The organism is Actinoalloteichus fjordicus (assembly GCF_001941625.1).
GTDB classification, from domain to species: Bacteria; Actinomycetota; Actinomycetes; order Mycobacteriales; family Pseudonocardiaceae; genus Actinoalloteichus_A; species Actinoalloteichus_A fjordicus.
The window spans coordinates 1,081,449-1,094,310 of record NZ_CP016076.1; the positions used below are offsets into that span (position 1 = coordinate 1,081,449).

General features: G+C 67.9%; 7 protein-coding genes, 1 tRNA gene and 1 pseudogene. 6 read left to right on the top strand and 3 right to left on the bottom strand.

The features are described from left to right. The first annotated feature begins 69 nt into the window (after positions 1-69). On the top strand, positions 70-1,926 hold the full coding sequence (locus UA74_RS05015; protein WP_318533286.1) for a bifunctional metallophosphatase/5'-nucleotidase: 1,857 nt from the start codon (positions 70-72) through the stop codon (positions 1,924-1,926). 444 nt (positions 1,927-2,370) lie between these two features. On the opposite strand, the gene UA74_RS05025 is transcribed toward UA74_RS05015, so the two are convergent. After that, complete coding sequence (locus tag UA74_RS05025; protein WP_075765965.1) at positions 2,371-4,971, bottom strand: ATP-dependent RNA helicase; 2,601 nt, start codon at positions 4,969-4,971, stop codon at positions 2,371-2,373. A gap of 349 nt (positions 4,972-5,320) precedes the next feature. Here UA74_RS05025 and UA74_RS05030 point away from each other — a divergent pair, with 349 nt between their 5' ends. From UA74_RS05030 to UA74_RS30585, 4 genes and pseudogenes are all read left to right on the top strand, one after another. Further along, positions 5,321-6,694: an MFS transporter gene (locus UA74_RS05030; protein WP_075763892.1), complete on the top strand. Its 1,374-nt coding sequence runs from the start codon at positions 5,321-5,323 to the stop codon at positions 6,692-6,694. 121 nt (positions 6,695-6,815) lie between these two features. After that, positions 6,816-7,745: a DsbA family protein gene (locus UA74_RS05035; protein WP_083682929.1), complete on the top strand. Its 930-nt coding sequence runs from the start codon at positions 6,816-6,818 to the stop codon at positions 7,743-7,745. A 196-nt stretch (positions 7,746-7,941) separates the two neighbouring features. Further along, positions 7,942-8,017 (top strand) — tRNA-Ala (locus tag UA74_RS05040). A 781-nt stretch (positions 8,018-8,798) separates the two neighbouring features. Next, positions 8,799-8,948: pseudogene (locus UA74_RS30585) on the top strand (DUF397 domain-containing protein); the annotation flags it as partial. A gap of 763 nt (positions 8,949-9,711) precedes the next feature. Here UA74_RS30585 and UA74_RS31510 read toward each other — a convergent pair. Then, positions 9,712-10,926, bottom strand: coding sequence for a hypothetical protein (locus UA74_RS31510; RefSeq protein WP_157442159.1), 1,215 nt, complete (start codon positions 10,924-10,926; stop codon positions 9,712-9,714). Between the two features lie 142 nt (positions 10,927-11,068). Between UA74_RS31510 and UA74_RS05055 the strand changes: the two genes are divergently transcribed. Beyond that, a complete protein-coding gene (locus tag UA74_RS05055) occupies positions 11,069-11,371 on the top strand; it encodes an AbrB/MazE/SpoVT family DNA-binding domain-containing protein (RefSeq protein ID WP_198042926.1) in 303 nt (100 codons plus the stop codon). A gap of 309 nt (positions 11,372-11,680) precedes the next feature. On the opposite strand, the gene UA74_RS31515 is transcribed toward UA74_RS05055, so the two are convergent. After that, positions 11,681-12,496, bottom strand: coding sequence for a hypothetical protein (locus tag UA74_RS31515; RefSeq protein ID WP_157442160.1), 816 nt, complete (start codon positions 12,494-12,496; stop codon positions 11,681-11,683). Positions 12,497-12,862: the final 366 nt, after the last annotated feature.

A 12,862-nucleotide genomic window follows, 5' to 3' on the forward strand; every position in this document is an offset into this window, starting at 1 on the left:
GTGTCCTCGCCCTCGTCTGTTGGCGAGTGATGTCGGGCCGCCGCCGAATGAAGATCATGAAGGAGTGCTGTGCACGCCCCAAGCCCTGTTCGCAAGCGCGCCGGTAGAGCCCTGCTCACCGCATCGCTGGCCACGCTGATGATGGCGGGTCTCGCGGCCCCGGCCGGTGCAGACTGGTGGGGCGACCGCCCCGCGTACACCCTCACCGTCCTGTTCATCAACGACGGCGAGTCCCAACTCCTCGGGGTGGACGCCGACATCGACGGCGACGGGGCGATCAGCCCCGACGAGGAGCGGGCCTTCGGCGGTGTCGCCAGGACCACCACGTTGATGAACCAGCTTCGTCGGGACGCCGTCACCGGCAGGCCGGACGCTGGAACGGCCTTCCATCGGGGCGCGCTCGTCGTCTCCGGCGGCGACAACTACCTGCCCGGCCCCGAGTTCGCCGCCAGCATCGACAAGGGCGCGCCCTACTACGACGCCCTGGCGTTCAAGGCGATGCGCTTCGACGCCACCGCCATCGGCAATCACGAGTTCGACTTCGGCCCCGAGGTCCTGGCCGACTTCATGAGCAGCTTCCGGGGCGGCACCAAGTTCGTCGGCTCCAACCTCGACGTCTCCGGCGAGCCCTCGCTCACCGGCTACACCCGCAACGGCACGCTCGTGACCAGTCACGTCTCCTGGCAGGCAGGCAAGCCGATTGGGATCATCGGCCTCACCACTCCTGAGCTGCCTGCGCTGTCCAGCCCGCGCGACGTCGAGGTGCAGGACGACCTCGCAGGCATCGCCAACGGACTCGCCGAGGGCTTCCAACGGCGCGGGGTCAATCAGGTCGTGCTGCTCTCACACCTGCAGGACATCGACAACGAACTGGCCCTGGCACCCGAACTGTCCGGCGTGGACGTGATCGTCGGCGCGGGCGGCGGCGAGATCCTCGCCGATCCGGAGGACGAGCTGATCCCCGGTGACGTGGCCGAGCGCGGCTTCCCCATCGTGGCCCAGGATCGCGACGGCCGGGACGTGCCGGTGGTGACCACCACGGGCAACTACAAGTACATCGGTCGGGTGGTGCTCAACTTCGACTGGCGCGGCAACCTGCTCGGCTACGACGACGCCAAGACCCAGCCGGTTCGCGTGTCCGGCGTCGGCGACGACGCGGTCCGGCCCGACCGCCAGGTGCAGCGCACCGTGGAGGAGCCGGTCGAGGAGTACATCGCCGGGCTCGCCGAGACCGTCGTCGCGCAGAGCGAGGTCCCGCTCGACGGCGTCCGCGATGCCGTGCGCAGCCGCGAGACCAACCTGGGCAATCTGCTCGCCGACGCCATGGTGTGGTCGGCGAGCGGCCAGGCCGAGGAGTTCGGCGTGCCGGTCCCGCAGGTCGGCATCCAGAACGGCGGTGGAATCCGCAACGACTCCACCATCCCAGCGGGCGCGATCACCGAGCTGAACACCTACGACGTCGCGCCGTTCGCGAACTTCGTGTCCGTGCTGCCTGCGGTCCCCAGGGACACCCTGCGGCAGCTTCTGGAGCGGGGCGTCTCCGGAGCTCCCGGTGCGGCAGGACAGTTCATCCAGGTCGCGGGCCTGCGGTTCGAGTACGACGTGACCGCCGTCGCGCAGGAGATCGACGCGAACACCGGCGAGATCCTCACACCGGGGGAGCGGGTCCGCAGTGTCGTCCTGGACGACGGAACCGTGCTGGTCGCCGACGGCGAGGTCGTCGAGGGCGACCCGATCGCGGTCGCATCCAACGACTTCTCGGCGCGGGGCGGCGACGGCTATCCGCTGGGCGGCCTGGACTTCACCCCGGTCGGCAAGACGTATCAGCAGGCGCTCAACGAGTACCTCCAGGACGGACTGTCCGGCGTGATCAGCGCCGAGCAGTACCCGGTGGGCGGCGAGGGCCGCATCACCGCGATCGGCTGACTTATCCGACGCGGCACGACGGCCGGGGCCCTGCTGGGGTGTCCCGGCCGTTCGCGTTCTGCGGCCGTCGGCGGGTCGGCGGGTCGGCGCGAGCCGGGTCGGCGGCAGTCGGTCGCAGGCAGGCGCCCTTCGACCGGCACCGGCTCCTCGGCTATCCGCCTCGGGACGTCAGCGGGCGCGCTGCGGCCGCCCGGCAGTTCACTGCCGAGCCGGGCGGGTGAGCCGCGCCGATGATCGGCGGTCCTCTCCTGGTCCCGGCCGTCTCTCGGGACGGCCGGGATCGGTCCGTCTCCAGCGGCGTCGTGGCCCGGCGTCGTTCGCGAGCTGATCGGACGGCAGCCGAGTCGACGCGCGGCGGGCCGACGGGTTCGACGGGTCGTGCTCGGCCCGGCCCGAACCGCCGGTCTCGGCAGGCAGCGGCTCAGGACTGCGGACCGAGTCGCCTCAGCGCGGTCGCAGCCTGCGGGTCGGCGTGGCCGTGGTGGGGTCCTCCGGCCAGGGATGCCGGGGATAGCGCCCGCGCAGTTCCGATCGAACCTGTGGATATCCGGTGCTCCAGAACGACGCGAGGTCGTCGGTGACGGCGGCGGGCCTGCCTGCGGGCGACAGCAGGTGCAACAGCACCGGCACCCGGCCGCCCGCGACCCTGGGCGTCTGAGACCAGCCGAAGGCCTCCTGCACCTTCACCGGCAGCACCGGCCGTTCGCTGCGGTAGTCGATGCGGACCTTGGAGCCAGACGGCACCTCGATGCGCTCGGGCGCCAGCTCGTCCAGCCTGCCCGCGACCTCCCACGGGATGATCCTGCGCAGGGCCTGCCCGGCGTCGACGCGGGCCAGATCGGCTCGGCGGCGGACTCGGGTCAACGCGGGGCCGAGCCAGTCGTCCAGGGTCGACGACAGCGCCTCGTCGCTCATCGCGGGCCACGGCTCGCCCAGGGCGTGATGCAGGAACGCCAGCCGATCACGCAGCGCCGTCGCGGCGGGCTCCCAGCGCAGCAGGCCCAGCCCCTCCTTCCGCAGCCCGGTGAGCACCGCCGCCCGCACCGCCGTCGGGTCGGGGTCGGTGAGATCCCGCTCCGTCAGCACGATCGCGCCCAGCCGCCGCACCCGCCGGGCCCGCACCTCGCCGTCTACCCAGCCGACCTCGTCGGCCTCGGCCAGCAGCGCGGGTGCGGCGGCCGTGGCCAGGTCGACGTCGGCGCGGGCGGCGAGCCGGACGGTGGCGTGCGGCTGTCCCGGCGATCGGTCGGCGACCGCGACGGCGAGCCAGGCGGCACCGGTCAGCGCACTGCCCGAGGGCAGGTCGACCGCGGTGCCGCCTGCCATCAGATAGGTGGAACCCGCCGCGCCGCGTCGTCGCGCCAGCCGTTCGGGGAAGGCCAGCCCCACCACGAGCGCGGCGGCCTCCGCCTGCGCGGCGCCGGACGACGAGCCTGCGCCCGACCGGGTGCGGTCCGCCCCGCCGGGATTCCGGTCGGCGGGGGACGAGACGTCCGACTCCGGCCTGCCCGCCGTCGGTCGTCCGGCGGCCGTACCCGGTCCGGTCGCCCTGCCCCGCGAACGCAGGCCAGGCGGCACGGCGTCGGCGACGAGCCGAGCCAGCCTGCTCGTCTCGCGTCGCAGCCGGGCCGAGCCGCCCTCCGCCGTGCGGGAGAGCCGCCAGGCGTCGAGCAGATCCGAGGTGCCCCCGGGCTCCTCGTCGAGCAGCGCGACGATCTCGGCTGCGGTGTCGGCGCCGAGCCGAGCCGCACCGTCCCAGAGCGCCCGCGCCAGCCGAGGATGCAGACCGAGCCCGGCGAATCGGGTGCCGCGAGCGGTCACCGTCCCGCTCGCGTCGAGGGCGCCGATCGCGGTCAACACGTCGCGGCCCGCCGCCAGCGGGCCCGACGGCGGAGCGTCCCACCACCGCAGGGCGGCGCCGTCCGGGGTGCCCCAGCAGGCGAGTTCCAGGGCCAGCCTGGTGAGGTCGGCCGTGCGGATCTCGGGCTCCGGGTGGCGCGGCAGGGTCGAGTGCTCATGCTCCGGCCAGCAGCGATACACCCGGCCGGGGCCCTGCCTGCCCGCGCGGCCCGCACGTTGATCGGCGACGGCCGCCGAGACCCGGCCGGTGACCAGGCCGGACAGGCCGCGCCGATGATCGGTTCGCGACGTCCTGGCCAGCCCGGAGTCGACCACCACCCGGACGCCCGGCACCGTGAGACTCGACTCGGCCACGGCGGTGGCCAGCACCACCCGGCGTCGAGGACCCGTCCGCAGGGCATGGTCCTGGCGCTCGGTGCTCAGCCTGCCGTGCAGCGGTAGTACGTCGACGTCGCCGAGGCCGCCGAGGAGCGCGGTCACTCGGCGGATCTCGCCCGCGCCGGGGAGGAAGACCAGCAGGTCACCGGTGTTCTCGGCCAGCGCGGTGCGCACCGCCCTCGCCACGGTGTTCTCGACCCGTTCGCGGCGGACCGGCGCGACATAGGAGGTCTGCACGGGGAAGGTTCGGGTGGTCGCGTGGATCACCGGGGCGTCGTCGAGCAGGCGGGCCAGCCGGTCGGTGTCGACGGTGGCGGAGGCGGCGAGCAGTCGCAGATCCGGGCGCAGCCCGGCGCGGGCGTCCAGCAGCAGCGCCAGGGCCAGATCGGCGTCCAGATGCCGCTCGTGGCATTCGTCGAGCAGCACGACGTCGACACCGGGCAGCTCCGGATCGGACTGGAGCCTGCGCACCAGTAGACCGCTGGTCACGACCTCGACGCGGGTCGCGGCGGAGCGACGTCGATCACCGCGCACGGCGTAGCCCACCGTCTCGCCGACGGCGTCCCCGCACAGCTCGGCCATCCGCGCGGCGGCCGCCCGTGTGGCCAGCCGCCTCGGTTCGGCGACGAGGACCCGGAGCCCGGCCGAGGCGAGCGCGAGCGGCACCAGCGTGGTCTTCCCGGTGCCTGGCGGCGCGCTGAGCACCGCGACGCCTCGATCGGCGAGCGCGGCGGTCACCGTGTCGAGCACGTCCCGAATGGGCAGCGCGGGCAGCTCGGCGGGGAGCACGCCGCCTCCTGGTCTCATGCCGACCACGGTAGGCGGCCGTGGCCGTGCTCCGACCGCGTGCGGCCCGTGACCGGGGCGACCGGGGTCCGAACCGGTGCGCGGGCGGCCTGGGGTGTCGGCGCGATGGCCTTGCTCGACCCGGTCACCTGGGAAGACGGGCCGATCCGGCGCCGAGCCCGCATCCGGCGTGCTGGCATCGCCCCCGCCGTGAGGGTGCGGACCGTCGACGGCGTCCGACCTCGTCAGGCCGACGATCACCGGGGTGGACCGGCCGCCGCTGCTCGTGCACGGTCGTACATGAATCAATTTCCAATCAAGGGCCGGCACCGGTATTCTTAGCCCTGCTAAAAAGCTAAGGAGGAAACAGGTGCCATCGGCGGCCGGGACGGATCAGCAGACGACCAACCAGCCGAACCGAAGCCCCGGCACTCGTGATCGATTTCCCGTCGAGATCTGGATCCTCGTCGCCTGCGGCTTCATCATCGCGGTCGGGTTCGGCATCCTCGCCCCCGCACTGCCCACCTTCGCGGCAAGCTTCGACGTCGGCGTCACGGCGGTCTCCCTCACCATCAGCGCCTTCGCCTTCATGCGACTGCTGTTCGCCCCGGCGAGTGGCAAGCTGGTCACCCGGTGGGGTGAACGGCGGATCTACTTCTGGGGCCTGGTCATCGTCGCGGTCGCGACCGGCGTCTGCGGTTTCGCGACCGAGTACTGGCAGCTGCTGCTCTTCCGCTCACTCGGCGGCATCGGCTCGACCATGTTCACCGTGTCCGGCGTCGCGATGCTCATCCGGCTCTCGCCGCCCGCGATGCGCGGCAGGGCCTCTGGGCTCTGGGCGACGTCCTTCCTGCTCGGCAACATCACCGGGCCGCTGATCGGAGGCGGGCTGGTCGAGGTCTCGATCCGGCTCCCGTTCCTGGTCTACGGGGTGACCGTGCTGGTGGCGGCCTTCGTGTCGCTGATCTTCCTGCGGAACTCCAGCCTGGCCGACCGGGAGACCCAGGACGAGACGGCCGAGCCGCTGCGGATCAGGGACGCGCTGCGGCACCCCACCTATCGCGCGGCGCTGGCGTCGAACTTCGGCAACGGCTGGGCCGTGTTCGGCGTGCGGATCTCGCTCATCCCGCTGTTCGTGGTCGAGGTGCTGCGTACCGGGGAGAGCATGGCGGGCTTCTCCCTCGCCGTCTTCGCGGCAGGCAACGCGGCTGCGCTGCTCTTCGCAGGCAGGCTCGCCGACCGGATCGGCCGCAAGCCCCTGGCGCTGGCCGGGCTGCTCGTGTCGGGCGGCGGCACGATCTGGCTGGGCTTCACCGGCTCCGTGGAACTGTTCCTGGCGGCCTCGCTGGTCGCGGGCATCGGCTCCGGCATGCTCAGTCCGCCGCAGAGCGCCGTGGTCGCCGACATCATCGGCAACCGGGGCAAGGGCGGCCCCGTGCTCGCGGGCTTCCAGATGTCCGCCGACGTCGGCGCGATCATCGGACCGCTGGTGGCGGGTGTGCTCGCCGACACCGTCTCCTACGGCGCCGCGTTCGGCGTGACTGGGCTCATCACGTTGCTCGCCGTGATTTTCTGGGCTCCCGCCCCGGAGACGCTGCCGAAGCCCGCCGAGGCAGCCGACGTCGACCCGACGACACCGGGGACGGCCACTGAGCTGGCCCCCGAGTCGGGCGCGCTGTTCGAGGCTCCGGAACCGCCCACCGGCGAGCGGGTCGGCGGCAAGCCGGGCCAGCCGGACGCCTGACCACACACCGTGACATCGGGCAGGCCGGGGCCTTCCCTGAACGAGAATCGGACGTGGCGCCTTAAGCTTGCTTTCAGTTTGTCTGAGTACGCTCGCGATTCTGTCCGGACCATCACCCGGCGTGATCGACGCCCGTCGCGACGACGAGGCCTCGTCGATTCAGGCTCGGTCGAGCGGCGCGGGGTTCCCGCCCGCGACGATCCTCCGCACGGTGGGCGTGCCGGACCTCGCAGCAGGTTGCAGGAAGGACGTGAACGTGGGCGGCGCGGAGCGCAGTGCTCGGAAGTACCGACAGCAGCAGACCCAGGCGGCGGCGGCCAAGGCGATGAAGTCCGCCAAGGGCGGGGGCGGCAAGAACACCGTCGTGATCGGCGTCGTGGTGGTGGTCGTCGTGGCCATCGCGGTCATCGGCGGCGTGCTGCTCACCCAGGATCGGGAGGAACAGCAGGCGGCCGACACGATCTCGGCCGTGCGGCTGGGCGACCATCCCGTGGCGCGGGAGGGCGGCTCGGTGCTGGTCGGCCAAGAGGACGCCGGCGTCACCATCGATATCTACGAGGACTTCCTCTGTCCGGGCTGCGCCCAGTTCGAGGAGGTCTACGGCGAGGAGATCGACGAGGCGTTGTCCGAGGGCACGGTGCAGATCAATTACCACATGCTCCCCATGCTCAACGAGTCCAACTCGGCACCGGGATACTCGATGCGCTCGGCGAACGCAGCCCTCTGCGCCGCAGACCAGGACGTCTTCGTCGACTTCCACGCCAGCCTGTTCGCGGCGCAGCCCGCCAGCGGCTCCACGGTGTGGAACGCCGATCAGCTGATCGACCTCGGCGAGGAGCTGGGCGTCGACGACCCGGCCTTCGCGACCTGCGTGCGCGACGGCGAGCACAACGCCCTGGTCGCCGACGAGCTGATCACGGCGGACGCGACCGAGCACCTGCAGAACGAGGAGGGCCGCTTCCACGGGACGCCGCTCATCGCGGTCGGCCGGGAGCGCTTCGACTACGCCGATTCGCAGTGGCTCGAGAACGCCATCGCCACCGGGAGCTGATCTGACCGCCCGGCCCGCGCGCCGAGGCAGAGCTTGATCGACGACGGGGCGCCCGCCACCTGGCGGGCGCCCCGTCTGTGCAGGTCAGAGTGTCGGAAGTGCCGAATCGATCGCGGGGTACCCCCGATTTCCATCCCGGTGTCGGGATGTTGTACTGTATGCATCGCACGGCACGGGGAAGCCCGAAAGCCGCTGCGGGGCTGTGGCGCAGCTGGTAGCGCATCACACTGGCAGTGTGAGGGTCAGGGGTTCGAGTCCCCTCAGCTCCACCATCACATAGCTTGACCGGGACGCCCGTTGACCTGCAAGGATGAGGTCGGCGGGCGGTCTTGTTTCTCCGCCCTGTGTGGACTGGCGCGTGCCGAACTGGAGCAGAACTGGAGCAGCGGTGTTGATCAGGCGAAACAGGGTCAGGATTCTGCTCCAGGTGCGATAACCCGAATGGGCGGTTCTGAGACGGCGGCCCGGTTCTCCGACAGTGCGGACCAGGACCCGTGAGACCTTGCGGCCGGCTTGACCGATCGGTTAGACCCGCCAAGCCTTCATCGTGGAAACAGCGGACGCAGCGATGTGCGCACTGCCAGCACACGCCGAGTTCGGCTGCTTCTTTGGTCGGGGCCAACCCGACTGGCTCTGATGGTCGCCTCAACCTGCCGCCGGGTACTACACGGCAGCCGCCCCAGGCGAACCGGTTGCTCTCGCCCAAATCGGTGCGGTGATCCGCAGCCGTTCTGGTGCTGCCAGCGGCGGCCGTCGTCGACGGGTACGTGACACCGCGTTTGGCGTTCTCCCTCTACACCTACCCCGAGCACCGCACCCACAGGTGATCGCGGTGGACACCGTGACCACCGACGTCGTGCTCACCTCGCTGACCGAGGCCCCGCAGGTGACCCGCTACAGCAACCTCTAAGAGCGGCTACGCTGTGGTGCCCTGAGCCCGCGAGACAGCGTTGACTTCCTGGAGCACGTGAGCGCCTAACTCACCAGCAAACAGGAACCCCATGATGACTATCCAACTGGAACTCGACCGCGCGGCCGTTCGCCAAGTCCTCTTACTCCATTGGCGACGAGAACTGCGTGGAGGTTGCGGTGACCTGCGACAGACACGCTGCCGTGCGGCACTCCCGTCATCCTGAGCTGCCCCTCAGGTCTACACCGAGAACAAGTGGACCGCGAAAAGACGGCCAGTTCGACCTGTCATGATCGACCGCGTCCCCACGAGTGGAAGGCATCCCATGGAGTTCCGTGCAATCGCGCGTGGTGCGGGCGCGTTCCAGCAGCCGGTGACGGCAGTGGAGGTGGAGGGTCTATGTCGTCGTGCGTTCGGTCCGGACGTGCGTGTCGTGTCAGCTGTCGAGTTGGGGAACGGCATGTACAACAGCATCTTCCGCGTCGAGCTGTGCGGACAGGGCCCGGTGATTCTCCGAGTGGCGCCGGAATCGCATCATCGTTACTCTAATTTGCTTGGAGCAGAACAGGAGTCATTCCATGTGAGGGCCAGGGGTTCGAGTTCCCTCAACTCCAATTATCGTTGAAGCCCTCCTGATCTGAGATTTTCATCCAGGTCAGGAGCGTTTTGCGTTGTCTTCATGATCTCATCGGATCATCTGCAGGTCGATTTTGGATCGGTTCAGCATGCGCCAATGAGGGAGTTTAGGCGATCGAACTTCTGGTTTGGTCAATTTGTGATGGGTCCTGGGCATGTGGAGATCGTCTAGCGGCGCGTACGGTCTTGTGTTGCCTGGTGAAAACCTGATCGCCTGGACGGTGGGTGTGCACTCCACTCAACTGTGGCGGTCGGCAGTAGTTGGTTCGAGTGTGGTTGGCTACGCTGCTTTCCTCCGCAAACCCGGTCTCGAGACCTCCGAGATGTCCAACCGGTGATGCGGTATCGACCTGACCGATGCTTGGGCGGTCGGTGATCAATCCGACGCTGAGATTAGGGCGCTATTAAAAAGCTGCCACGTTATCGAGGGATTCCGCTGCCGTGAAAAGTGATCGAGACGTCGTCGTTAGAATTTGTGGGAAGCCAGTTGATAATGCGTGTCTTCGCATTTGTGCGCGCTGCGCGAGTGGCCCAGTCGCGAGCGGTATCGCGATCAAGGCCATGCTTTCCATTTATTTCCCCTGCGACACGGATGAGCTGCCAGCCGTCTTCACATTTGCGCAGTATGAATCGTTTAGCGCTGATGGAATCGATGGTGTGCCAGGTGTGAAGATTGTTGGAGGTTTGCCTCCAGCCGATCAAACTGCTGGCTGGCAGGTTGATCGCGTCTTGTGCCCATTCCTGCGCGTCGAGCGGTGCTAGCGCTCCGTCAGTGATGGCGATCAGTTCGCCGACGAAGGCGTGATTCAGATTGAGGTGTAGGACGAAAGTATTCAAGGCCGTCGGAAGAGCAAGTGGCTGTTCGGAGAGGGGACCGGGCCCCGTTCCGGCGAGCGCAACCCAACCGACTGCAGCCTCGCCCGCACGGATTAGGGTGAGGAACTGGCCGAGCTCACGCAGATCGTGGGGGTCGAACGCGGTTGTCACAGCGAGTAGAATCCCGCCCAGACGTTTGACGGCTTCCCGGGTCGGGCCGTCGCAACCCGTATTCCAGGACTGGCCGGTGTCATCCAGACGGACTGTGATGCCCTCGGCATCCAGATGAGCGGAGATATCGGGGACGGGTTCTGTGGCGAGCAGGCTTTCTAGCCTCGATCGTGTAAGCCCTAACGACGAGTACGAATCAATGGTGTTGGACCGCCATCCGGTGGCCGTACATTTGAGCATCGTCTGCTCCAACGCGGGGTTGACCAGGAATATCGGGCGGTCGTCTGTGCTGTCAGCTTTGGCTTGGAGTAGAAACGTCTGGGTTGTCCACGACAGGAGGTCTTGCTGGCTGTGCATGGACCCAGAGGTCTCCCACTGTGGCTTTCGGCAGCGTGCGTGATGCAGGGTCGCCGAGGCGAGGACGATCAGATCAGAGACGGCGACTGTGGCCCTATCAGCGCCTAGCGCCCAGCCGCAGGTCTGGCAGTCCTGAGGCCACAGGTTGCGTGCGAGCGCCGCGAGGCCGTCGGGACCGAGCCTGGTTGCCGTGACGGGATCGACGATGAAGGGGTAGCTGGCCAGCATCTCGCCCAACCGCTCGTCAGCGGTGGTCTGGCGGCGTTGGCGGAGCCGCCTACCTTTTCCCATGACGCCCTACCTCCCTGTTTCGTCACTCAGAGTATCGGATCTCGCACGCGGGGTCCAAGACCACGTAAGACTTTCTTACTGTCGTACATCTCATCTGTGCCATGATGGGTAGGCGGAGGGGTTGCGCGCGGGAGGTGATCGGGTGGGTGACGAACAGTCACGAGAGGAGCTGCACACTCGTGCGCAGCTGCGTCGGAAGCGACAGCTCACCCTGCCTCCTGAGGTGCGTGATGCTCTTCACTTGATCGAGGGTGACGAGGTCGAGTTCACCGTGCATGCCGACGGTCAGGTCACGTTGCGTGGAATGACCTCCGTGCCTACCGACCAGCGGTGGTTCTGGACTGAGGAGTGGCAGAAGGGCGAGCGGGAGGCGAGCGAGCAGATCGCGGCTGGTGACCTGCCCTCCTACGATGACATGGCGGCACTGTTCGCCGACATCGATTAGGGCTGGGTTGTCCACGCTCATGCCGACGTTCACCCGCACCCCGCGGTTCGTTCAGGATCTGAAGAGGTTGGAAGCTGAGCAGCGGCGTCGCTTCCAGCAGACGGTGCTCGATGAGTTCGTCCCCGACCTCAAAGCGGGTCGGTTTCGTCCTGGTCTTCGGGTCAAGCGAGTGCAGGTCACTACTGGGGTCTGGGAGATGACTTGGGCGCCGAACGGTAGAGCGACCTTCGAGTACAGCGCTGAACGGCTTCGAGGTGAACCGCACGTGACCTGGCGCCGAGTGGGTACGCACGACATCTTCAACAGTCCCTAGTGCATGTCTTCTACTTGACCTTCACGGTTGTTCAGAGCTTGCCACCCGTCGACCTGATCCCGGTCGAACAGGAACCCGTTCTTCTCGCCAAGCGCGAGTAGCAGGTCACGCCGACCGGCGACCGTTTCCGGTTGTACCGCTGTGATCACTACGACGAGCGCGATCCCGATGTGCGGACCACCGAAGGCCACCCTCGCGGCCAGATCAGCGGCGTACGGGTCGGCGAGTATTCCTTGGGCGTCGTCGATCGCGACTACCAGTCCTGGATACTTGGGGCTGGGTTCGCGCCATCGTTCAGCGTCAGCTTGACGAGCTTCCACCTGCTCGGCGGCCCACGTGAGCAGGTCAACCGTATCGGCGGGCGTGCCAGCCATACGAACTGCTTGCTCACCCACTACTGATAGCAGATTGTTCCGATTCATCGGATCGGCCACAGCTATGTTGAAGATTGTTGAACACAACGCTTCGACCAGGACCAGCCGCAAGATGTTCGTCCTGCCAGTTCCGGGGTACCCTGCAATCAGGCCATTGATCGCGCCGACGCCGTGATCAGTCAATCGCCAGTACGTAGGACCGTCCATCCCCATACCGAGTTCGAACGATCCGGTAATCCTATCGAAGGTTGGTCCGCTGAAAGATGCCTCGGGTAGCCAGGCGAGATCGTCATGTTCGTCTGCCCCTGCTAAGTCGGATTCAATGATTCGAGTGGGGACAGACACATCTGGGGCAGGCAACTCCCGGTTCAGCCCTATGGTCGCCGTTGCTAGATCTCCGGCGGCCAGAACCCGTTTCACTGGTTCTGGGTTGGTCATCGCACCCGGATCTAGCGCGGTGGACACCGCGAGTACCACCTCACCGCGCTCTCGGATCAACCCTGTCAGCATCGAGTCCGCTGGATGGACTGGGCTTACCCAGAAGACGTCCCCGCACCGCACGATCAGACGGTCGTCTTCAAGCCAAGCGGTAGCCGAGCTAGTCGAGGCGCGATGCGGATAGGGTGTCGGAGGTGCTAACCCGCTGGGTCGCCAGTCCGCCACAGTGGTCGCGCGGTATCCTTCTGGTTTCGTGTGCGCCAACGTTACCTGCTCCAAACCTGGATTCACCAACAGCGTCGGTGCGAAGGGATCTCGAGCCGGATCACCGAATGGAACAGCCATCAAGCGGGTCACCGTAGTGAG

Coding starts and splice junctions, on each gene's coding strand:
- UA74_RS05025 (WP_075765965.1), bottom strand. CDS start 4,971: ATGAGACCAGGAGGCGGCGTGCTCCCCGCCGAGCTGCCCGCGCTGCCC.
- UA74_RS31510 (WP_157442159.1), bottom strand. CDS start 10,926: ATGGGAAAAGGTAGGCGGCTCCGCCAACGCCGCCAGACCACCGCTGAC.
- UA74_RS31515 (WP_157442160.1), bottom strand. CDS start 12,496: ATGACCAACCCAGAACCAGTGAAACGGGTTCTGGCCGCCGGAGATCTA.